Source organism: Lysobacter sp. Soil_N_51 (genome assembly GCF_057655755.1).
In genome coordinates, this window is the sequence record NZ_JBDGLR010000001.1 from 493,030 (window position 1) to 515,274 (window position 22,245).

Here is a 22,245-nt window from a genome sequence, read left to right on the forward strand (position 1 = left end):
CAGCCGATGCCGCGCCACAGGGCCATGAACGGAAAAAAGCCGGCGGGGATGGCCCCGTCCGGCTTTTGTGCATTATCCGGACTTCGGGGGGCCAAGGCCACCCCAAAACGGTCCGATCTTGGCCGATCGGCGGCATCCGCGTGGCTTTGTTCATGCACAGGCCACGCAAAGCCCGGGCCGGCGCCCCGATCGAGGCCCGACAGTCCCGGTCCGGATCACTCGGCAAAACGCGGGCCCGGCCTTGCGCCGGGCCCGCCGTCGCCGGGCGGTCCGACGCGCCCGGCGACCTCAAGCGATGCCGCGGTTTACTTCTCCTGGGTCTGCGGCGCCGGTTGCGCGCGCGCGTCGACATAGTCGTCCACGCCGTTCTGGTTCTGATCCAGACGGCGACCGCTGAGCTGGTAGTAAGTACGCGAGGTCAGCGGACCCTTGACGTAGGCGCGCTTGCCCGGGTCCCAGTAGGTCGCGTTCGGGTCGACCGTGTTGGCGGTGAAGTAGACCGTGGTCGACGGGAACAGGTCGATGTTGGTGCCCGGACGGCAGTCGGCGGTATCGGGGCCGTTGAGGAAGCTGTCGGACTGCGCGCGCTTGCAGTCGTCGGCGGTGATCACCTCGTACACGTGGCGCGCCTGGGTCAGCTTGGCGATCGGCACGCTCAGGCCCTTGCCCGGCGACAGGGTGCTTTCGCGCACCAGGGTGCGGGTGGTGTTGGGCCACGGTTCGAACGGTTGGCCGGTGAAATCGGCGATGCGGCCGTTGGCGACCATCTGGTCCAGCGCCAGCACGCGCGGCAGTTCGCGCACTTCCAGGTTCTGCAGTTGCAGCGGCACCGCGGCGGGACCGGCGACGTTGAACACGCCCAGGTTGAGGTTGCCGTTGATGGTGTCGAGAGTACCGGCGTCGAAGGCATGCAGGCGCGGGTTCAAGGCCAGCGGATTGCTCGCGCTGTCGCGCAGGGTGATGTCCTTGATCACGATCGGGTTCAAGGTCGACAGGTTGAAGTTCACCCCCGCGAACGAAGCGCCGATGTGGAACATCACGCCGCCGGGCGCCTGGCCCGGAGGACCCGGCAGGCCGACGCAGCCGCCGGTGGCCCAGTTCGGGTTGGGCGTGCTCCATTTGACGGTGTAAGGATAGTAGGTGCCGCCCTGGAAGGTCTCGGACGGACCGATCGGGCCGATCACCGTCGGATTGATCCACGGGCTGTTGCAGCCGCCGTAGAACCAGTCGATGGTCGGCGCGGTGGCGAGCGGATACAGCACGCGCAGTTCCAGGCTATGGGCCGGATTGGCGTTCGGATTGACCAGGTCCCAGTTCCACATGGTCTGCAGCGACAGGCCCAGGTTGGCGGCCAGGATCGAGAATTCGTTGTCGCTGAAATGGCGCCGGTAGCCGGCGCGGTCCTCGGCGGTGAGGCTGCCGCCGGCGGGCATCACGTGGTGTTTGTAAGTGTCTTCGCCCGGTCCGACGATGGTGTTGTGGGCCAGGCCGTAGTTATGCCCGGCCTCGTGCGCGGCGGTGCCGCCGATCGCGTTGGCCCAGCGGTCCAGGGTCGAGTTGGCGCCGTTGAGCGCGCCGCCCGGTCCGCCGGTCCAGTCCTGGTAGGTCTTGCCCCAGACATAGGAATAGTCGACCGCGGTGGTGTCGTTGGTGTTGACCGCCTGGGCCAGGCCGAACAGGCCGTCGGCGATGTCGGACTTGGTCGTCACCGCGACGATATTGCGACGCGGGAAGGTCGCCGGCGGCAGGGTCGTGGTGTCGAGCACCTGGACGTTGAATTCGCAGTAGTCGAGTTCGACCACGTGCTTGACCGCGCCGCGCAGGGCCGCGGTGGTGCCGGTGTAGCTCGGCAGGTCGGCCGCGCTGAACGCCGCCGCCGGGTTGGTCACCGAGCCGGCCGAGAAGCCGAACGACGGGTAGGCGATCGGCGCGGTCGGAAACACCAGATACAGCTTGTTGGCTTTGTTGGACGGGTTGTAGGCCGGACAGGTCGCCGCGAGCGCCGATCCGCTCAGCGACAGCAGGGCGAGCGCGAGCGCGGTGCGCCGCAGTGGTACGCATTCCTTCATGACGCGACTCCATGGTCGTGTAGGTGCTGCATGGGCATGCGTCGCGACGCGGCGACGGGACCCGCCGCGAACGCGGCGAGTCGCGTGGCCTGACGTCGCCGCTCGCGACGGAAGCGGCGCGATGCGCGCGTCGCGAACGGCCGTTGCCGTCGCCGCGTGCATCCCTGCCGCGACTGGTTCTAGACGCATGCGTGCGATGGCGACAGGACGAAACCGGGATCGAGCCGGGACAGCGCGGGAAGGTTTCGCGTTTGCCGCGGCATTAGGGTGATGGCGGTCGCGACGGCGGCATGACCGGCGTCGGGAGTTGGTTAGTCACGGTGAGCGAGTCGCGCTTGGTGTGGAGCGCGCAAGCGCCGATTGGCTGGGCAGCCGAAGGCGACCACCACCAGGCCAACAGCCGAGTATTCACGGCATAAACGCTGACCCGCTACTCCCTGTAGGAGCGGCGTGAGCCGCGACCGCGACACAACGCCTGGGTCGTGACCTTTCAATCGCAGCGCCTGGCGCAAGCGCTGGCGTCATGGTGCTTGCGTCGTTGCCGCGGTGTCGCGGTCGCGGCTTACGCCGCTCCTACAGGGGGTTATCCGAACCGCCGTGCGAGCGTCATGCAAGCCCGGGCGAAGGCGACAGCCATCGGCCCGATGGCCGGATGTCGACGGCATAAGCGCCAACACGATGCTCCTGTAGGAGCGGCGTAAGCCGCGACCGCGACACCGCGCTTGGATCGCAAGCTTTGGATCGCAGCGTCTGGTGCGGGCGCACGCTTCGCGGTACTCGCGTCGTAGCCGTGGTTGTCGCGGTCGCGGCTTGCGCCGCTCCTACAGGGGCTATCGAGACGACGCGACCAGTGTCAGCTGCTGCGCAACACCCACAGCGCGATCACCCCGACCGCGACCACGATGCCGCCGACGATGCGCAGTTGCTTGTCGGGCAGCGCCTGCAACTGTTCGGCCGCGCGCTTCCAGCCATTGGGCGCGACGAACAGGAACAGGCCTTCGAGCACCGCGACCAGGCACAGCGCTCGTATCAGTTCACCGGCCATGTCCGATCAGCGATCGGACTTGAGGTATTGCAGGAACGGATCGTCGCGGTCCAGCACGATCACGCTTTGGCCGTCGGCGAACGACTTGCGATAGCTCTCCAGGCTGCGCTGGAAGGCGAAGAACGCCGGATCCTTGTTCGCGGCCAGGCCGTAGATGCGGGTGGCCTCGGCATCGCCCTCGCCGCGCAGGCGCTGGGCGTCGCGCTCGGCTTCGGCCAGGATCACGGTCTTGTCGCGGTCGGCGGTGGCGCGGATGGCCTGGGCCAGCTCGAAACCTTCGGCGCGCAACTGGCTGGCGACCTGCAGACGCTGCGACTTCATCTGGTTGTACACCGACGCCAGCACGTTGCTGTCCTGCGGCAGGTCGATGCGCTTGATCCGGATGTCCTTGATCTGCACGCCGAGGGTCGCCGCGCCCTTGTTGATCGCGACCAGTTGCTTGCCGATCACCGCTTCGCGATCGCCCTTGACCACGTCGAGCAGCTTGAGCGAGTTGATCTCGTTGCGCAGCGAGTCGCGGATGATCGGCGCCAGACGCTCGGCCGCGACGCTTTCGTCGCCGCCGGTGGCCTGGAAGAAACGGCGCATGTCCTTGATCTGCCCCACCGCGAAGAAATCGACGCTGACGTCGAGCTTGTCGGCGGTCAGGTAACGCTCGGGCTCGGCCGGCAGGATCTTCAGGCGCAGGTCGAACACGCGCTGGCTTTCGATCAGCGGCCACTTGAAATGCAGGCCAGGGCCGAGGTCGCTGCGGACCACGGTGCCCAGGCGGAAGATCATCGCGCTGTGGCCGGCGTTGACCACGAACATCGACCCCATCAGGGCCAACAACAGGGCGACGCCCGCGGCAATCAGGGCGGGAACTCTCATCGCATCACCTCGTCACGGGTCTTCGGGCGCGTCGGTCGGCCGACATAGGGCACGGTGCTTTCGGTCGCGGTCACCGGATTGAGCAACTCAGGTTGGGTCAGCGGCACGCTGACCGGGCCGGGCGTGACCGCGACGCCGTTGCGATCGGCCATCGGCACGTACAGCACCTGGCGCGAATCGCCGCCGACGATCTTGCGGTTCTGGCTCAGCACTTCCTGCACGGTATCCAGCCACAACCGCTTGCGGGTCACGTCGGGCGCGTTCTTGTACTGGTCGACCAGCAGCGAGAAGTGGGTCGCCTCGCCTTCGGCGCGGGCCACGGTCGAGGTCTTGTAGCCCTCGGCGGTGGTGCGGACGCGCTGGGCGTTACCGCGCGCTTCCGGCACGATCTTCTTGGCGTAGGCCTGGGCCTCGTTGATCGAGGTGGTCTTGTCGGCGTTGGCGCGCTGGGCTTCGTCGAACGCGTCCTTGACCTCGTCGGGCGGGCGCGCGTTGGGCAGGTTGAGCTCGGTGACGGTCAGGCCGGTCTCGTAATCCTTGAGCGAACCCTGCAGACGCTGGCGCACCTGGGTGGTCAGCACGCTGCGCGCGCCGAGCACGGTGTCCAGGTCGGAGCGGCCGATCTGCTCGCGCACCGCGCTCTGCGCGGCCTGCTTGAGCACTTCCTCGGGCTCGCGCGAACCGAACAGGTACTGGTACGGCGACTCGATCCGGTACTGGACGTTGATCTCGACGTTGACCATGTTGCCGTCGCGGGTCAGCACCGGCACGGTCTCGCTGTAGGCCTTGCTCTGGGTCGCATTGACCTTGCGCACGCTCTCGATCGGCCACGGCGCCTTGAAGTGCGGGCCGGGCTGCAGCACACGCGAGAACACGCCGAAGCGCAGGACCACGCCGCGTTCCTGCTCGGTCACCAGCACGAAGCAGTTGAACACCAGCCACAGGCCGACCAGCAACGCGACCCAGCGCAGGATGCCGCCGCCTCCGCCGCCGAACAGTCCGCGCAGCGGATCGATCAGCGCGTCGAGGCCGCGGCCTTGGGGTTTGCGTTGCCGCGACGGTCGGTTGTCGCCGGAATTGTCACTGCCGGGGGTGTTCCAGGCCATGCCTGCTCCTAAAGAAGTGGACGCCAGGCGGAACATCCGATGTTCCGCCTGCTGCACCGGCCCGCGGCGGGGCCGGCACCGGACCGTGGCGTGGGGCGCCACGGAGATACGCGCGCGGTCAAGCGCGCGCGAACCTGTCGATTCTAGGTGGGGGCCTGAACGGTCTCAAGCAAGGGGCGCAATGCCTCGCCATTGGGCTGGGCGAACAGGCGCTCTGCGTCGGTCACCGCGAGGTCCACTTCGACCACCCAGCCGTGCTCGTCGGCCTGTTCGGAGCGCACCGCGCCGAGCTCGTGCAGGCGCGCGCGCAGCCGCGCGTCCTGCGAGGCGATCCGCACGCTGCCGGTGACGTGGCGCAGTTGCAGGGCCTCGCCCAGCGCCTCGCGCAGCAGGTCCAGGCCCTTGCCGTCGCGGGCCGACACCCAGACCCGGTTTTTGCCCTCGCCCGGCCGGTCGATGCGCGGGGCGACATCGTCGAGCCGGTCGATCTTGTTGAATACCAGCAATTGCGGCAAATCGCCGGCGCCGATGTCGGCCAGCACCTCGTCGACCTGGGCGATGCGCTCGTCGCGCAGCGGGTCGGCGGCGTCGATCACGTGCAGCAGCAGATCGGCCTCGCGCGCCTCCGACAGGGTCGAACGGAACGCGGCGACCAAGTCATGAGGCAGATCGCGCACGAAACCGACCGTATCGGCCAGCACCGCGCCGCCACCGGGCAGATCGATCCGGCGCACGGTCGGGTCCAAGGTCGCGAACAACTGGTCGGCCGCATACGCGTCGGCGCCGGTCATCGCGTTGAACAAGGTTGACTTGCCGGCGTTGGTGTAACCGACCAGCGCCACCCGCGGCAGCTCGCTGCGCATGCGCGCGCGACGCATCTGGGTGCGCTGCACTTCGACCTTGTCCAGGCGCTTTTGCAATTGCTCCAGGCGCTTTTGCAGCAGCCGGCGATCGGTTTCGAGCTGGGTTTCACCCGGGCCGCGCAGGCCGATCGAACCGCCGCGCTGGCGCTCCAGGTGGGTCCAGCCGCGGATCAGCCGGGTCGACATGTGCTTGAGCTGGGCCAGCTCGACCTGCAGCTTGCCCTCGGCGCTGTGCGCGCGCTGGGAGAAAATGTCGAGGATCAGGCCGGTGCGGTCGACCACCCGCCGCTCCAGCAGCTTCTCCAGATTACGCTCCTGGCCCGGCGACAGCCGGTGGTTGACCAGGATCAGGTCGGCGCCGCTGGCGTCGGCCGCGGCCTTGACCTCGTCGAGCTTGCCGCTGCCGATCAGGATCGCCGCATTGGGCTTGTCGATGCGCGCGGTGATGACCGCGGCCACCGTGGCGCCCGCCGATCGCGCCAGATCGGCGAATTCTTCCAGAAGGTCCTCATCCGGCGCACCGCCGGCATGAGGCTGGATCAGCAGGGCGTGTTCGCCCTTCTTGGAACGCTCGAACATCGGGTATGGGCAACGAGTGGAGAGTGAGAACTAATGCAGATGGAGGCGACGCACCGGTTTCTCAATTCTCCCCGCCCGCGGCTCGCATCATTCCGCTTCGTCGCCGCCGTCGCTGCCGTCGGCCGACTGGACATAGCCGCCGCCCGGGCCGACGCGGACGTTGCGCGCGGGGACGACGGTGGAAATGGCGTGTTTGTAGACCATCTGACTGACGGTGTTGCGCAACAGCACCACGAACTGGTCGAACGATTCGATCGTGCCCTGCAGCTTGATGCCGTTGACCAGGTAGACCGACACCGGTACGCGTTCGCGACGCAGCGCATTCAGGAAAGGATCCTGTAGGGATTGCCCCTTAGACATCTTCTAGTTCCCCAGCATGTTCTAGTTATTAGGAACGGCGCCCTGCCCTTGCGGTGCCCCGAAGGCAGGTACTCCCGTATCGCCGGCTGTTGTCCCCACAGGGGCGACCGCCCGATGTTAACGCAAGTCCAAGCAAACATTGCGACCCGGTTCCGGGTTTGCGCGCTCCATTCTAAGCGGCGTGCCCCGCCCCGCGCAGCCGGGCGCCAGCGAACAGCCTCAACGCATGCTCCAGTCCGGCCGCGTCGCGCAAAGGATCGAACCAGCGCGCGTCAAGTTCGCCGCGCAGCCAGGTCAACTGGCGCTTGGCCAGCTGGCGGGTGGCGTAGATGCCGCGATCGCGGAACTCGGCCGCCGGGTACGCACCGTCCAGATGCTCCCAGGCCTGGCGATAGCCGACCGCGCGGATCGCCGGCAGGTCAAGCGGCTGCGGATGCGCCTGCAACTGCGGCAGCGCGCGCAGACGGCGGACTTCGTCGAGGAAGCCCTGTTCCAGCATCCGATCGAAACGCTGCTCGATGCGATCGTGCAGCAACGCGCGCTCGGCCGGCGCCAGTACCAGCTTGAGCACCCGATACGGCAATCGCGGCGGCGGCGCCTGCTCACGCCAGTGGCTGATGCCGCGGCCGGACAGGCGATAGACCTCGAGCGCGCGCTGGATGCGCTGGGCATCGGTGGCGTGGATGCGCGCCGCGGCGCGCGGGTCGATTTGGGCCAGTTCGGCGTGCAGCGCGGCCCAACCGCGTTGCTCGGCCTCGATGCCGAGCTGGGCGCGCATCGCCGGATCGGCCTGCGGCATCTCCGACAGCCCCTGCAACAAGGCGTGGAAATACAGCCCGGTGCCGCCGGCCAGGATCGGCATCCGCCCGCGCGCGGCGATCGCGTCCATGGCGCGGCGCGCGTCGAGCGCGAACTCGGCGGCCGAATACGGCTGCCACGGCTCGCGCACGTCGATCAGGTGATGCGGCACCGCCGCGCGCTCCTGCGCCGACGGCTTGGCCGCGCCGATGTCGAGCCCGCGGTAGACCAGGGCCGAATCGACGCTGACGATCTCCGCATCGAGCCGCTGCGCCCATTCCAGCGCGAGCGCGGTCTTGCCCGAGGCGGTAGGCCCCATCAGGGCGATGGCGAGCGGGCGTGGATCGGCGGAAACGTTCATTCGCGGTGCGGGGTCATGCGCGGTGCTGGCGGGCGGCGGCGGAATCAGCCGGCAGACTCGCACAGCCCGGTTGATGGCGAAAGCGCCGCATCGGCCGGCGCGAGCGGTGGACAACCGCGGCGGGGGACCGCCGCGCTTGCCCACAAAAGCTGTGGAGAACCACCCGTACAAGGCTGTTGATAAGCCCATCGAGCCCTTGCGGCGCAACGCCCGGAGACTGTTTGTCGGTTTTTTGACCGCGCCGTTACGGTTGTCCACACAGCCTGTGGACAAGCCTGCGGACAGTTTCCAGATCACCCCCTTCGAAGCGTTGCGGTACAAGCATTGCAAGAGGTTTGGCGAAAATTTCGCCAGCGATTTTCGCTTGACGTGCGCGCGCCGATCGGCATCGCCGCGATGGCGGCGCGCGATGCAGAAGCGCTTGGCGAATGCAAGCATTTCGAACGTTCCCGAGCCGGCGATTCGCCGGACCCCGCGGCCGTGCGCGCCTGTCCACAACGCCTGTGGACAAACCTGCGGACACACGCATTGCAATCGGGTTTCACGCCTTGCGCAGCAAGGGCCGGATAAGTTTGGCGAAATTTTGATCACTCGCTGATGTCGGGTCACAACCCAAATTCCACCAGCACAGTCAAGCGTTTCGTATCTTCCTGTAGGAGCGGCGCAAGCCGCGACCGCGAACCATACCCACGACGTAGGCGTGATGTCGCGGTCGCGGCTTACGCCGCTCCTACAGGGAGCACTCGGGCTTTCGCGGAAACGTATGAGGTAACGGCTGGGCGCGTCTCATCTGACAACCACCGGCATCAAGCCATCGCAATGTCCACATTGCCTGTGGGCAAACCTGCGGATACACGCCTTGCAATCGGGTTTCACGCCTTGCACAGCAAGGGCTGAATAAGTTTGGCTAAATTTTGATCACTCACCGATATCGGGTCGTAACCCAAATTCCGCCAGCACAGTCAAGCGTTTCGTACCTCCCTGTAGGAGCGGCGTGAGCCGCGACCGCGAACCATACCCACGACGTAGGCGTGATGTCGCGGTCGCGGCTTGCGCCGCTCCTACAGGGAGCACTCGGGCTTTCGCGGAAACGTATGAGGCAAAGGCTGGGCGCGTCTCATCTGAACCACCGGCGTCAAACCATCGCAATGTCCACATTGCATGTGGGCAAACCTGCGGATACACGCATTGCAATCGGGTTTCACGCCTTGCGGGGCAAGGGCCGGATAAGTTTGGCTAAATTTTGATCACTCAACGATATCGGGTCGCAACCCAAATTCCGCCAGCACAGTCAAGCGTTTCGTGTCTCCTGTAGGAGCGGCGCAAGCCGCGACCACGAACCATGGCCGCGACGCAAGTGCGAGGTCGCGGTCGCGGCTTACGCCGCTCCTACAGGGAGCACTCGGGCTTTCGCGGAAACGTATGAGGCAAAGGCTGGGCGCGTCTCATCTGAACCACCTGCGTCAAACCATCGCAATGTCCACATTGCCTGTGGGCAAACCTGCGGATACACGCATTGCAATCGGGTTTCACGCCTTGCGGGGCAAGGGCCGGACAAGTTTGGCTAAATTTTGATCACTCGCCGATATCGAACCTCAACCCAAATCCCGCCCGCACAGTCAAGCGTTTCGTACCTCCCTGTAGGAGCGGCGTGAGCCGCGACCGCGAATCATGGTTGCGACGTTGGTGCGAAGTCGCGGTCGCGGCTTACGCCGCTCCTACAGGGAGCACTCGGGCTTTCGCGGAAACGTATGAGGCAAAGGCTGGGCGCGTCTCATCCGACAACCACCGGCGTCAAACCATCGCAATGTCCACATTGCCTGTGGGCAAACCTGCGGATACACACCTTGCAATCGGGTTTCACGCCTTGCGCGGCAAGGGCCGGATAAGTTTGGCTAAATTTTGATCATCCGCCGATATCGAACCTCAACCCAAATCCCGCCCGCACAGTCAAGCGTTTCGTACCTCCCTGTAGGAGCGGCGTAAGCCGCGACCGCGAATCATGGTTGCGACGTTGGTGCGAAGTCGCGGTCGCGGCTTACGCCGCTCCTACAGGGAGCACTCGGGCTTTCGCGGAAACGTATGAGGCAAAGGCTGAGCGCGTCTCGTCTGACAACTACCGGCGTCAGCGCATCGCAATGTCCACATTCCCTGTGGGCAAACCTGCGGATACACACCTTGCAATCGGGTTTCACGCCTTGCGGGGCAAGGGCCGGATAAGTTTGGCGAAATTTTGATCACTCGCCGATATCGGACCGCAACCCAAATTCCGCCGCCACAGTCAAGCGTTTCGTGTCTCCCTGTAGGAGCGGCGTGAGCCGCGACCGCGAACCATGCCCGCGACGTAGGTGCGAAGTCGCGGTCGCGGCTTACGCCGCTCCTACAGGGGGCGCTCGGGTTTTCGCGGATAGGTGTGCGGCAAAGGCTGGGCGCGTCTAGTCCGACAACCACCGTCGTCAGACCATCGCAATGTCCACATTGCCTGTGGGCAAACCTGCGGATACACACCTTGCAATCGGGTTTCACGCCTTGTGGGGCAAGGGTCGAATAAGTTTGGCGAAATTTTGATCACTGGCCGGTATCGGGTCGCAACCCAAATTCCGCCAGCACAGTCAAGCGTTTCGTATCTCCCTGTAGGAGCGGCGTGAGCCGCGACCGCGAACCATGCCCACGACGTAGGTGCGAAGTCGCGGTCGCGGCTTACGCCGCTCCTACAGGGGCACTCAAAGTTTCGCGGCTGCGTGCAAAAAAGGGCGATGTTCGAATCCGACGTGCGACGATCGTCGGGCCGGCGCAATGTCCACAACGCCTGTGGACAAGCCTGCGGACATACGCCTTGAATCGGGTTCCACGCGTTGCGCCGCAAGGCATGCGCAATATTGGCTAATTTTTAGCCACGCACATCAACGCGTGCATCCGCCCGTGGATCGACCGCCGCGACCGGCCTCATCGACGACAAGCCCGAGCACTCGCGACGCCGGCTTATTCGTCGTCCGGCCACTTCGGCATCGAAGGCGATGCGGCGCGCTTGGGCGTTTGCTGTTCGGTCACGGCGGCCCACACCTTGAGCGCGTCGACGGTCGCGGCGACGTCGTGTACGCGCAGCAGCCTGGCGCCGCGCTGGGCCGCGATCAGGTGCGCGGCCACCGAGCCCGCTACGCGGTCGCGCGGATCGTCGCGGCCGGTGAGCTGGCCGATGCTGCGTTTGCGCGAGAGCCCGGCCAGCACCGGCACGCCGAGTTCGGCGTAGCGTTCGAGCTGCGCGAGCAAAGTCAGGTTGTGCTGCAGGGTCTTGCCGAATCCGAATCCGGGATCCACCACGATGCGTTTCTTGTCGATCCCGGCCATCTCGGCGGCGAAGATGCGCTCGGCCAGGAAACGATGCACTTCGGAGACCACGTCGTCGTAGCTCGGCTCGTGCTGCATCGAGCGCGGCTCGCCCTGCATGTGCATGAGCACCACCGGGACGCGCAGCGACGCGGCCATGTCGAGCGCGCCATCGCGGCGCAGGGCGTAGACGTCGTTGATCATGCCGGCGCCGGCATCGATGGCGGCGCGCATGACCTCGGGCTTGGAGGTGTCGATGCTGATCGGCAGCGCGGTTTCACGCGCCAGGCGTTCGATCACCGGGATGGTGCGGCGCAGTTCTTCCTCGAGCGGCACCTCGTCGGCGCCGGGACGGGTGGATTCGCCGCCGATGTCGAGCGCGTCGGCGCCCTCTTCGGCCAGCCTGAGGCCGTGCGCGACCGCGGCGTCGGTGGTGTCGTGGGCGCCGCCGTCGGAGAACGAATCGGGCGTGACGTTGACGATGCCGAGCACGCGCGGGCGATCGAGCAGCAGGCGGCGGCCGTTGCAGTCCAGGGTCGGGGCTAGGTCGAACATGGGCGGTTCCGGGGGACGTGGAGATCCCGAATGCTAACCGCTTGCCACGGGTCGGGCCGGGCGCTTGTGGCGGCAACCGCGCAAGTCGCGGCGGCGCCGGCCGGCCATGTGCGGCGGTGGCTGTCGTTCTAGGGGCGGACTTCGCGGCTGCGTCGTTGGGCGGGTGTCGTGGTCGCGGCTTGCGCCGCTCCTACAGGAAGGAATGGGGAAACGGCGGTGTGGAAAAACAAAAACGCCGGGGAGTGCCCGGCGTTTTTGTTCGATGGTGTTGACAGCAACTTCGGTTAGGTCTGCGCCGCGGGCCCGCCGATCGCGCCCGGACGGTTGTCGTCCTTCGACACTCGGCCCGACTTGGCCCAATCGGCCGGCGGACCCGGCTCGCGGCCGGCCATGATCGCGTCGATCTGGGTCGCGTCGATGGTTTCGTACTGCAGCAGCGCCTCGGCCATCACGTGCAGCTTGTCCAGGTTGTCCTTGAGGATTTCCGAGGTGCGGCCGTAGGCCTTGTCGAGGATGCCGCGCACCACTTCGTCGATCTTGCGCGCGGTCTCGTTGGACACGTTCTTGTGCTGGGTGACCGAACGGCCGAGGAAGACTTCGTCTTCTTCTTCGCCGTAGGCGATCGGGCCCATCTCGTCGCTCAGGCCCCACTTGGTGACCATGTTGCGGGCCATCTTGGTCGCGCGCTCGATGTCGTTGGACGCGCCGGTGGTGACCTTGTCGACGCCGAAGATCAACTCCTCGGCGACGCGGCCGCCGTACAGCGAGCACAGCTGCGATTCGATCGCCACGCGGTTCATCGAGTACTTGTCGCCTTCGGGCAGGTACATCGTCACGCCCAGGGCGCGGCCGCGCGGAATGATGGTGACCTTGTAGACCGGGTCGTGCTCGGGCACGACGCGGCCGACGATGGCGTGGCCGGCTTCGTGATACGCGGTCAGCTTCTTCTCGTCCTCGCTCATCGCCATCGAACGGCGCTCGGCGCCCATCAGGATCTTGTCGCGCGCCTTGTCGAAGTGCTCCATGCGCACTTCCTTGCCGTTCTCGCGCGCGGCGAACAGGGCCGCCTCGTTGCAAAGATTGGCCAGGTCGGCGCCGGAGAAACCCGGGGTGCCGCGGGCGATGGTCATCGGCTCGACGTCGTCGGCCAGCGGCAGCTTGCGCATGTGCACGCGCAGAATCTGCTCGCGGCCCTTCACGTCGGGCAGGCCGACCACGACCTGGCGGTCGAAACGGCCCGGACGCAGCAGCGCCGGGTCGAGCACGTCGGGACGGTTGGTCGCGGCGATCACGATCACGCCTTCGCCGCCTTCGAAACCGTCCATCTCGACCAGCAACTGGTTGAGGGTCTGCTCGCGCTCGTCGTGACCGCCGCCCAGGCCGGCGCCGCGATGACGGCCGACCGCGTCGATTTCGTCGATGAAGATGATGCACGGCGCGTGCTTCTTGGCCTGCTCGAACATGTCGCGCACGCGGCTGGCGCCGACGCCGACGAACATTTCGACGAAGTCCGAACCGGAGATCGAGAAGAACGGCACCTTGGCCTCGCCAGCGATGGCGCGGGCCAGCAGGGTCTTGCCGGTACCGGGCGGGCCGACCATCAGCACGCCGCGGGGGATCTTGCCGCCGAGCTTCTGGAACTTGGACGGATCGCGCAGGAACTCGACCAGCTCGCCGACTTCTTCCTTGGCCTCGTCGCAGCCGGCGACGTCGGCCAGGGTCACCTTGACCTGGTCCTCGCCCTGCAGCTTGGCCCGCGAACGGCCGAAGCTCATCGCGCCCTTGCTGCCGCCCTGCTGCATCTGGCGCATGAAATAGACCCAGATGCCGATGAACAGCAGCCACGGCAGCACGTTGATCAGGATCATGATCAGCGAGGGGCTGCTCGACGGCGGGGTCTGCTCGGTGACGACCTTATGGTTGATCAGGTCGTTGATCAGGTACGGGTCGCGCGTGCTGTAGGTCGTGAACGTGCTGTCGTCCTTGCGCTTGCCGGTGATCGTCGTGCCGTCATCGGAGATCTTGACCTCCTTGATGCGGTCGGTCTGGACCTGGTTGATGAACTGGTCGTAGGCGAGCACTTCCGAGCCCGCGGTACGCGGACCGAACGCCTGGAACACCACCATCAGTACGACGGCGACGATCACCCAGAGCAGCAGATTCTTGGCCAAATCGTTCATGTATTTCCTACCCTGCGACCCCACCCGAAGTGGGAAGTCTCGTGTCCTCCGGCGCCTTGTGCGCCGGCGGTAACGCCCAGATTGCCATACAGCCGCGCCACGCACCTGCCGAGATTCGGCCGGTGGGACCCTCGGCGCAATCACCCGATCGTCATGGATCAGGTCATCGCCGCCTTCTTGCCCTGCGCCAGCGCGTACACCTCCGGCGAGCGCTTGCGCGACGCCGCCGGCTTGCGGATCGAGACCTTGGCGTAGCGACGGCGCAGTTCGCGCACGTAATCGTCGAAGCCCACGCCCTGGAACAGCTTGATCAGGAACGTGCCGTCGACCTTCAGATGCCGGTCGGCGAAATCCATCGCCAGCTCCGAAAGGTGCATCGCTCGCGGCAGGTCCACCGCGTCCACACCGCTCATATTGGGGGCCATGTCGGACAGAACAAGGTCCACCGGTTGCCCGCCGACGCTGGTCTCCAACTGAGCCAGGACCTCGTCCTCACGGAAATCGCCGAGGATGAACTCGACCCCGGCCAGGCCGGGCATGTCGAGGATGTCCAGGGCGATGACCCGGCCGGGCTGGCGCGGGTTCAGCCGGTCCAGCTCGCTGCGCAGCCACTGCGACCAGCCGCCCGGGGCGGCGCCCAGGTCGACCACGATCATCCCGGGCTTGAGCAGGCGGTCGCGTTCGACCAGTTCCTCGAGTTTGTAGGCCGCGCGCGAGCGCAAGCCTTCGGCCTTGGCCTTCTTTACGAAGGGGTCGGAGAAGTGTTCCTTGAGCCAGCGTTGGCTGGATTTGCTTCGGGTCGCCATGAGCGGGCGGCCGTCCCGGTGGGGGTTAGGGAGGCCATGATACCCTGAGCGCCCTTTACGCTTAGTACGTGTGACCCGATGCCCACCCTGTTGACCTCCGCCCAGACCCGTTTCCTGCGCGGACAGGCCCACGACCTCAAGGCCATGCTGCAGGTCGGCGGCAAGGGCATCACCGATGCGCTGCTGGCCGAAATCGACCAGGCGCTCGAGCACCACGAGCTGATCAAGGTCAAGGTCGGCGCCGACGACCGCGAGGTCCGCGACGCCATGATCGCCGACATAGCTGAACGGACCGGCTCGGCCCTGGTCCAGCGGATCGGCCACACCGCCGTGCTGTACCGCCCGAGCAAGGAAAAGCGCCAGATCGTGTTGCCGCGGTCTTGACGGCCGGGATTCGGGATTGGGGGATTCGGGATTTGTCGAAAGCCTGAACTCCGCACAGCCAGCTAAAACCGCCTTCTGCCGCGCTTTTTCGAATCCCGAATCCCCAATCCCGAATCCCCGCCCCATGCAACTGACCCTGGAACGCCCCGACCACGAATTCTTCCTGCGCGGGGCCGACGGCCAGGTCGCGCTGGTCAACGACCGGCGGCTGCAGCGCAGTTTCGTGCTCGCTCCGAACCGGCTGATCGAGGACTGGGCGGTGAGCGATGTGCGTGCCCTGACCATCGACGACCTGGAACCGCTGTTCGCGCTGGAGCCGGAGCTGATCGTGCTCGGCGGCGGCGCCGCGCAGGCGTTTCCGCCCGCCGCGACCCTGGCCGCCTGCCTGCGCCGCGGCGTCGGCCTGGAAACCATGACCAATTCGGCCGCCGCGCGCACCTTCAACGTGCTGGCCGGCGAAGGCCGCAAAGTGGTCGCGGGGTTCGTGCTCGGCGCGTGAGCCGGGGCGCTGCCTGTCCGACACGGATCGCTGACACCGCGTCTGGTGCGGATCCAACTGTCCCGACTATAGGAGCGACGCGAGTCGCGACCGCGACCGTGACCTCGCGGTTGCGTCGAAGCTCCGAGGTCGCGGTCGCGACTCGCGTCGCGCCTACAGGGAGCTTGCGAAAGAACGCGCGCGGCTTGAGCACTTGGTTTGTCGCGGCGCGGCTTTTGTTGCTGTTCGTGGCGACCGCGATCGCGGGTTGTCGCGCGCCCTCGCCCACCGAGCGCTACGAACGCTGGCTCGCGGGCGGCCACCGCGAGCAGGTCGCCGAATACCGGGGCTATTTGCGCGCGCAAGGCCTCGCCGATCTCCCGCCGATGCAGCAGATGCTGCGTTCCGGACGACGCTGGCGACGCTGCGGCGCGGCCGAATTCGCGCTGCCACCGAAGCCGATGTGGCCCGATACGACGCGCACGTTGCGGTTGATCGCCGACTTGCGCGCCGCGGGCCTGCTCGAAGGCGCCGACATCGCGTCCGCTTATCGCGATGCGCCCCTGAATCGCTGCGAAGGCGGCAGTTCGCGCAGTCGCCACATGAGCGGCGGTGCCTACGATTTCGATCTCGCCCGCGATGCGGATACGAAAGCGCTGTGCGCTTTCTGGCGTCGTCACGGCGCGGCGAATGGCTTCGGACTCGGGTTTTACGATGCGCGCCATCTGCACATCGACACCACCGGGTTCCGCACCTGGGGCCACGACTACACTTATCGGACATCGCAGTGCCTGGCCGGTACGCGCCCCGCGCATGACGCAAACCGGCCCGGCGCACTGTAAAGAGCAAGGTCGCGCCGACCGCCGCCACAGCGAAGGTTTCGCACGACCGTTGCCGCTACGCCTGAACCCCACGCCAGAATGCATCGCCATTGCCGGCGACAAACCGACGACCCCGTAATCGCAGCGCCGCGCAGGCATCCACGACCTCGACCGCCGGAGCGCGCCAAACGTCGACGATCAATGAAAGTGTGGGCGATACCCGTACCAATCGTCGCGAGCAAGGCGACGGCGCCGAACGCTAGCTATCGCGCCCGATCCGACTCCCGCAGCGAGTAGCTGTACGAGTCGGTCCGCAGATGCAGAATGGTCTTGCTGACTGGCGCGTAGACGATGCGCACCGCATCCTGCGGCAGCAGCGCATGGAACAAGCGGCTTTCCACCAGGAATACGATCGTCCGCGGCGGCGACTCATCGACCGTCACCGTGATGAAGCAAGAAGGACTGCCGCCTTCGGAACTCTCGGTCCGCATATGGCTGATGCGGCCGCGGACGCTGAGCTTGATCCCCGTGTCGAGATCGGACTGCACCTTGTCGTCTTCGTTCGATGTGATGAACACCATCAGGGCCACCGCCACTAGAGCGGCGACCACAACGACCGAGATCGCGCCTGCGCCCATGTCCTTCACGCCGGCCAACATCAGCACCGCCGCGAAAACCAGGCCCACGACGCCCAACGCAGCGATCATTCCGCAGCCACTCGTCCGCCTCGCGGTCAAGATCTTCCGCTCGTGTTCGTTGAGCGGTCCGGTCTGGCGCTGCGGCGTGTCTTCGCTGCTCGCCGCGGGCTCTTCCGTGCGAAGCGCTGCAGACGCCTGCTGGAGATCGGGATCCGAGGGCGCGGACAAGGTTTTCCGCCGCAGTGCGCGCGCCGCATCACGCTGCGCCCTGCGTTGTTGCAAACGCGAATCGGCCGAGCTCGCGGGCGCCAGCGCGGCCTGCAGGGCCACGTCCGGCGCGGCGAAATCGTACTCGCATCCCACCGCGACGACGCTGATGACGGTCTTGCTGGCCGGCGCATAGGCGACCCGGACTTGCTCGCCGTATTCAACCTCGAAAAACACGAGGGCCGGCGGGTCGAATTCGAGCGTGCATGGCGGCGTTTCCTCGGTTCGCAGCTCGATGCGGTAGCGCGATTGCTCGCCGTCGTGAGTTACTTTCACCACCGTCGCCACGGCGAGCCGCTTGATGCCGCCGTCCATGTCGGCCTGAAGGTTCGCGTTGGTGGCGAAACTGACCAGCGCCGTCAACGCCGCCAGTGCGAGGCCAAGGACTACGGCCACCGCGATCAAGAAAGCGCCGTAACGCCCCCATGTCGTCCACACCATCAACAGCATGATCACGACGATCGCTATCGCACCCAACGCTCCGTTGGATTTGAGGGCATCCAGGCGAGCGATCTCGTCCTGGCTCAGCGGCTGAGTGTTGTTTTCGCCGGACGATGCCGTCATGCCGAGGTGCCCGCCCGGACCTTGTCTGGATCTGGACGCCGGCAATAGCGGCAATGTTCGGTCCTCAACTGAAGGATCGTATTGCTGAGCGGGACGTAGGCGATGCGCACGAGGTCGTCCGGCTTGACCTGCAAGTACAAGCGCTTTTCCACGAAGAACTTGATCTGCCGCGCGGGCGTTTCGTCGATGACCACGGTGAGGAAGCCCGGACCGGTGGTCTCTTCGGAGCCCATGCGGACGATGCGGCCCGAGGCGATCAATTTGATGCCCGCATCCAGATCGGACTGCAGCTTGCCGTCCTCTTTCGACAGCAGGAAACCCACTGCGGCCAGAAGGCAGACGACGACCGACGCGACGGCCGCGATCGCACCCACATCGAGGGTGTAAATCCCGCTCAGACCTAAGCAGATCGCGATGATCAGCGCCATCGCGCCCAGAAAACCGATAATTCCATCGCAGCCTTCGCGCATGGAAGCCAACACCACCCGGTCGTGCGGGTTGAGTGGCCGGCTCTGAATTTTCCCCGACATGCCATCGCGGCCGTCCGCGACGTCCCATTGAAGCTCATCGCCATCTTCGAGCGAATCCGGCAACGGCTCGATATGGGCTTCAAGCGGCGATGTCGACATGCTGATCCTTCAGGCTGTTTCGCCGGCTTATTCTGCACCGATCCGGCTCACCGCACTCGGGCGGATGCGTCCGCACCCCAACATCGAGCCGCTGCGTACCGTCCAATGGCAGGCGCGGCAACGATGCGCGTCGGCGCCTAAGGCGGCGCCAGACCCAACTGCGACAGTTTTCGCGCCATGCCTTCGGGCGTATTGAGCGTATGCAGCCAGCCGCCGTCGGCCCGTCGATAGGAAATCAGACCGCCATCGGTCAGCCACGCGACGACAATCGCGTCGCGCGCCAAGGCGCTGCGGTGTTCGGACACAGCGATATCCGAACCGAGCAGGTCCGCGGGCATCAGCGCGGGATCGGCATGCTTGAGCACGAACCGGCCCGGACAGTCGACGATGTCGGTCCATGGCCAGGCCGCTTTCAAAGTCGCGAAATCCATGGGCTCGCCCGGCGCCCCGCCGCAACGGCGGGTGCGCGATCGGTTACTTCGCCGGCAGGTACAACAACGGATCGACCGGCTTGGCGTTGTAGCGCACTTCGAAGTGCAGCATGTCGCGCGCGGCGCCGCTGCGGCCCATCTCGGCGATCTGTTCGCCGGCCTTGACCAACTGACCTTCGTTGACCAGGCGCTTGCGGTTGTGGCCGTAGGCCGACAGCCATTGTTCGTTGTGCTTGACGATGATCAGTTCGCCGTAGCCGACCAGGCCGGTGCCCGAATACACCACCACGCCATCGGCCGCGGCGCGCACCGGCGTGCCGCTGGCGCCGCCGATGTCGACGCCCTGTTTGGTCGGTTCGTTGGCGACGTAGCGGCCCAGCAGCGGGCCGTCGGCCGGCCAGCGCCAGCGGATGCCGCTGTTGATCGGCGCGGCCGGGGTCGGCGCGGGCGTGCTGGTGCGCGGCGGCGTGGCGCCGGCCGACGAAGAACCCGACGACGCCGACGGGCGGCTGCCGTTGGACGGATACAGGCGCAGGCGCTGCCCCGGGTACAGGTTGTACGGCGGCGACAGGTTGTTCCAGGCGGCCAGGTCGGCGAGCTGGATGCCGTTGTTGGCGGCGATGCGGTACAGGCCTTCGCCGCGCTGCACGGTGTAGGTGGCGCCGTACTTGGGCTTGGACGCCGGCTGCGACGGGGTGGACGGACGCGAACCGCCGGGACGCGCCGACGAGCCCGGACGGCTGTGGCCGCCGCGCGAGGGCTCGCGCACGACCGTGCTCGAACAACCGATCAGGGCGAGCGCGGCCAGCACGCAAGCGGCCATCGCCAGGGTCGGGGTTCGGGTCGTGTGGGTCATGCCTGTCCTCGTGCCGCGTCGATCGTCGCGCCGATCGCCTCGGGTTAATTCCTGAATTAAGTACAGCCGTCGCGAACAGTCTGGCGGCGGGCGCGGCTTATTGCTGTGAACGCCACACCAGCCAGGCGATCGCGCCGGCCACGATCAAGGTGGCGATCCAGCCGATCGGCTCGATGTAACGGCGCAGCGCCTGCTCGGCGCGTTCGCCGCCGATGCGGATCGCCAGCGCCAGCAGGTACACGCGCTTGCCGCGGCCGATCAACATGCTCGGGATGTATTGCAGCATAGGCACGCCGACGATGCCCGACGCCCAGGTGAACACCTTCATCGGAATCGGCATGAAGCCGCCGAGCACCAGGAAGGTGAACACCGCCCACGGCGACTCGACCATCTTGGCCTGGACCGTGGCGATGCCCGCTTCGATGCTGGTCAGCATGCCCAGCGAGGCGAACACCGGCTTGAGCGCTTCGAACGCGTAATGGCCCAGCGCATAACCGACCAGCGCGCCGGCCATCGAGCCGATCAGGCTCAAGGTCGCGAACCAGAACGCGCGCCGCGGCTGGGCGACGCACATCGGCGCGAGCATCACCTCCGGCATCACCGGAAAGATGATCGCCTCGATGAAGCTCAGGCCGGTGAGGTAGGCCGGGGCGTGCTTGTGCCGGGCCCAGGCGATGGTGCGCTCGTAGAGCGGTCCGAAGATCTTCAAATCGTGCCTCTGTCGCGAATCGTGTTCAGTCGATCATGCCCGACAGCAGCGGCACGAACACCACCGGCGCGAGCGTGTGTTGGCTGATGGTGCCGTCGGCGTCCTTGCGCAGCTTGAGCAGCGACTGCGACGAAGCCGCGCCGACCGGCGCGATCAGGGTGCCGTTGGGCGCGAGCTGGTCGGTGAGCGCGTCGACCAGCGCCGGCGCCGCGGCGGTGACGATGATCGCGTCGAACGGGCCGTTCTCGGGCCAGCCGATGCGGCCGTCATCGTGCTTGCTGCGCACGTTCAAGCCCAATTGGCGAAAGCGCTTGCGCGCGGTGCGCAGCAGTTCGCCGATGCGTTCGACGGTATGCACTTCCAGGCCCAGCGCGGCCAGGATCGCGGCCTGATAGCCCGAACCGGTGCCGATTTCCAGCACCTTGCCGGGAATGCCGTCCTCGAGCAGGGCCTCGGTCATCTTGGCCACCACCCACGGCTGGGAAATGGTCTGGCCGTGGCCGATCGGCAGCGCGGTGTCTTCGTAGGCGCGCATCGCCAACGCTTCGTCGACGAACAGATGCCGCGGCACGGTGCGGATCGCGTTGAGCACGCGCTCGTCGCGCAGGCCCGATTCGCGCAGGCGCTCGACCAGGCGGTCGCGGACCCGCTGCGAGGTCAGCCCGCTGCCGATCGCCTCGGGCTGCAGACGCATGCGCTGGATCATTGCGAGCGCTCCGCGTCCGGCGCCGCGCCATCGAGTGCGCTGGCCAGGCCGCCGACCCAGCTGGCGACCTGCTCCAGCGCCTGATAGCGGGTCAGATCAACGTGGATCGGGGTGATCGAGATATTGCCGGTGCGCACCGCGTTGAAATCGGTGCCCGGGCCGGCGTCGGCCTCGGCGCCGGCCGCGCCGATCCACCACCACTGGCGGCCGCGCGGGTCCTGCTGCTGCACGCAGGCTTCGGCGCGATGGCGATTGCCCAGGCGGCTGACTTCGAACCCGGCGATCTCGCTCCACGGCAGGTCGGGCACGTTGACGTTGAGGATGGTGTCGGCCGGCAACGGGTCGGTGCGCAGGCGGGCGATGATCTCGACCGCCGCGCGCGCGGCGCTTTCGTAGTGATGGCCGACGTGGTCGGCGGTCGCCAGCGACACCGCGACCGCGGGCAGGCCGAGGAAGCGGCCTTCCATCGCCGCGGCGACGGTGCCCGAATAGATCACGTCGTCGCCCATGTTGGCGGTGTTGTTGATGCCGGACACGACGATGTCGGGCTCGACCTCGAGCATGCCGGTGATCGCCACATGCACGCAGTCGGTCGGCGTGCCGTAGACGCGCCAGGTGCTGTCGTCGAGCTTGCTCACGCGCACAGGCATGTCCAGGGTCAGCGAATTGCTCGCGCCGGAGCGGTCGCGGTCGGGCGCGACCACCAGCACTTCGTGACCGGCGTCGCGCAGGCCCTGGGCGAGGATGCGAATGCCGGGGGCGTCGACACCGTCGTCGTTGGAGACCAATACGCGCATGAGACTCCGCAAGTAAAAAACTGGCAAACCAGCCCCGGATGATACC

The 22,245-nt window shown here is 66.5% G+C and carries 20 protein-coding genes; 3 read left to right on the plus strand and 17 right to left on the minus strand.

Annotation, left to right across the window (positions count from 1 at the left end; genetic code table 11):
* Positions 1-305: 305 nt before the first annotated feature.
* The 10 genes from AC3A4T_RS02275 to rlmE form a co-directional block, all read right to left on the minus strand.
* Positions 306-2,069 (minus strand): hypothetical protein, encoded by a 1,764-nt coding sequence (locus AC3A4T_RS02275; RefSeq protein ID WP_487673891.1) that lies wholly within the window; start codon positions 2,067-2,069, stop codon positions 306-308.
* Between the two features lie 853 nt (positions 2,070-2,922).
* Positions 2,923-3,114 (minus strand): DUF2065 domain-containing protein, encoded by a 192-nt coding sequence (locus AC3A4T_RS02280; protein ID WP_036114125.1) that lies wholly within the window; start codon positions 3,112-3,114, stop codon positions 2,923-2,925.
* Between the two features lie 6 nt (positions 3,115-3,120).
* The gene (gene hflC / locus AC3A4T_RS02285) at positions 3,121-3,984 is read right to left on the minus strand and encodes a protease modulator HflC (protein ID WP_487673892.1); all 864 of its coding nucleotides are present in this window, start codon (positions 3,982-3,984) and stop codon (positions 3,121-3,123) included.
* A complete protein-coding gene (gene hflK / locus AC3A4T_RS02290) occupies positions 3,981-5,090 on the minus strand; it encodes an FtsH protease activity modulator HflK (RefSeq protein WP_487673893.1) in 1,110 nt (369 codons plus the stop codon). The genes hflC and hflK overlap by 4 nt, the downstream gene beginning before the upstream one ends.
* 143 nt (positions 5,091-5,233) lie before the next feature.
* The gene (hflX, locus tag AC3A4T_RS02295; protein ID WP_487673894.1) at positions 5,234-6,532 is read right to left on the minus strand and encodes a ribosome rescue GTPase HflX; all 1,299 of its coding nucleotides are present in this window, start codon (positions 6,530-6,532) and stop codon (positions 5,234-5,236) included.
* An 87-nt stretch (positions 6,533-6,619) separates the two neighbouring features.
* Entirely contained in the window at positions 6,620-6,892 is a 273-nt protein-coding gene (gene hfq, locus AC3A4T_RS02300) for an RNA chaperone Hfq (RefSeq protein WP_036114113.1), read from the minus strand.
* A 172-nt stretch (positions 6,893-7,064) separates the two neighbouring features.
* Positions 7,065-8,051: a tRNA (adenosine(37)-N6)-dimethylallyltransferase MiaA gene (gene miaA, locus AC3A4T_RS02305; RefSeq protein WP_487673895.1), complete on the minus strand. Its 987-nt coding sequence runs from the start codon at positions 8,049-8,051 to the stop codon at positions 7,065-7,067.
* Positions 8,052-11,033: 2,982 nt separating this feature from the next.
* Entirely contained in the window at positions 11,034-11,933 is a 900-nt protein-coding gene (gene folP, locus AC3A4T_RS02310; RefSeq protein ID WP_487673896.1) for a dihydropteroate synthase, read from the minus strand.
* 284 nt (positions 11,934-12,217) lie between these two features.
* Entirely contained in the window at positions 12,218-14,113 is a 1,896-nt protein-coding gene (gene ftsH, locus AC3A4T_RS02315) for an ATP-dependent zinc metalloprotease FtsH (RefSeq protein WP_036114102.1), read from the minus strand.
* A gap of 158 nt (positions 14,114-14,271) precedes the next feature.
* The gene (gene rlmE, locus AC3A4T_RS02320; protein ID WP_046657431.1) at positions 14,272-14,919 is read right to left on the minus strand and encodes a 23S rRNA (uridine(2552)-2'-O)-methyltransferase RlmE; all 648 of its coding nucleotides are present in this window, start codon (positions 14,917-14,919) and stop codon (positions 14,272-14,274) included.
* A 78-nt stretch (positions 14,920-14,997) separates the two neighbouring features.
* Here rlmE and yhbY point away from each other — a divergent pair, with 78 nt between their 5' ends.
* From yhbY to AC3A4T_RS02335, 3 genes are all read left to right on the plus strand, one after another.
* The gene (gene yhbY / locus AC3A4T_RS02325; RefSeq protein WP_487673897.1) at positions 14,998-15,303 is read left to right on the plus strand and encodes a ribosome assembly RNA-binding protein YhbY; all 306 of its coding nucleotides are present in this window, start codon (positions 14,998-15,000) and stop codon (positions 15,301-15,303) included.
* A gap of 124 nt (positions 15,304-15,427) precedes the next feature.
* Positions 15,428-15,802 carry an Mth938-like domain-containing protein gene (locus tag AC3A4T_RS02330; protein WP_487673898.1) on the plus strand — a complete coding sequence of 125 codons (375 nt, stop codon included), beginning with the start codon at positions 15,428-15,430 and terminating at the stop codon, positions 15,800-15,802.
* Positions 15,799-16,623: a D-Ala-D-Ala carboxypeptidase family metallohydrolase gene (locus tag AC3A4T_RS02335; RefSeq protein WP_487673899.1), complete on the plus strand. Its 825-nt coding sequence runs from the start codon at positions 15,799-15,801 to the stop codon at positions 16,621-16,623. Before AC3A4T_RS02330 ends, AC3A4T_RS02335 begins: the two co-directional genes overlap by 4 nt.
* A 242-nt stretch (positions 16,624-16,865) precedes the next feature.
* On the opposite strand, the gene AC3A4T_RS02340 is transcribed toward AC3A4T_RS02335, so the two are convergent.
* From AC3A4T_RS02340 to surE, 7 genes are all read right to left on the minus strand, one after another.
* Positions 16,866-18,071 (minus strand): hypothetical protein, encoded by a 1,206-nt coding sequence (locus AC3A4T_RS02340; RefSeq protein WP_487673900.1) that lies wholly within the window; start codon positions 18,069-18,071, stop codon positions 16,866-16,868.
* Positions 18,068-18,700, minus strand: a complete 633-nt coding sequence (locus AC3A4T_RS02345) for a hypothetical protein (RefSeq protein ID WP_487673901.1) — start codon at positions 18,698-18,700, stop codon at positions 18,068-18,070. The genes AC3A4T_RS02340 and AC3A4T_RS02345 overlap by 4 nt, the downstream gene beginning before the upstream one ends.
* 137 nt (positions 18,701-18,837) lie before the next feature.
* Positions 18,838-19,131 (minus strand): hypothetical protein, encoded by a 294-nt coding sequence (locus tag AC3A4T_RS02350; protein ID WP_487673902.1) that lies wholly within the window; start codon positions 19,129-19,131, stop codon positions 18,838-18,840.
* 43 nt (positions 19,132-19,174) lie between these two features.
* Positions 19,175-19,987, minus strand: coding sequence for a peptidoglycan DD-metalloendopeptidase family protein (locus tag AC3A4T_RS02355; protein WP_487673903.1), 813 nt, complete (start codon positions 19,985-19,987; stop codon positions 19,175-19,177).
* A gap of 97 nt (positions 19,988-20,084) precedes the next feature.
* Positions 20,085-20,696 carry a YqaA family protein gene (locus AC3A4T_RS02360; protein ID WP_487673904.1) on the minus strand — a complete coding sequence of 204 codons (612 nt, stop codon included), beginning with the start codon at positions 20,694-20,696 and terminating at the stop codon, positions 20,085-20,087.
* Between the two features lie 25 nt (positions 20,697-20,721).
* Positions 20,722-21,402, minus strand: coding sequence for a protein-L-isoaspartate(D-aspartate) O-methyltransferase (locus AC3A4T_RS02365; RefSeq protein ID WP_036114076.1), 681 nt, complete (start codon positions 21,400-21,402; stop codon positions 20,722-20,724).
* A complete protein-coding gene (gene surE / locus AC3A4T_RS02370; protein ID WP_487673905.1) occupies positions 21,399-22,199 on the minus strand; it encodes a 5'/3'-nucleotidase SurE in 801 nt (266 codons plus the stop codon). Before surE ends, AC3A4T_RS02365 begins: the two co-directional genes overlap by 4 nt.
* Positions 22,200-22,245 lie beyond the last annotated feature (46 nt).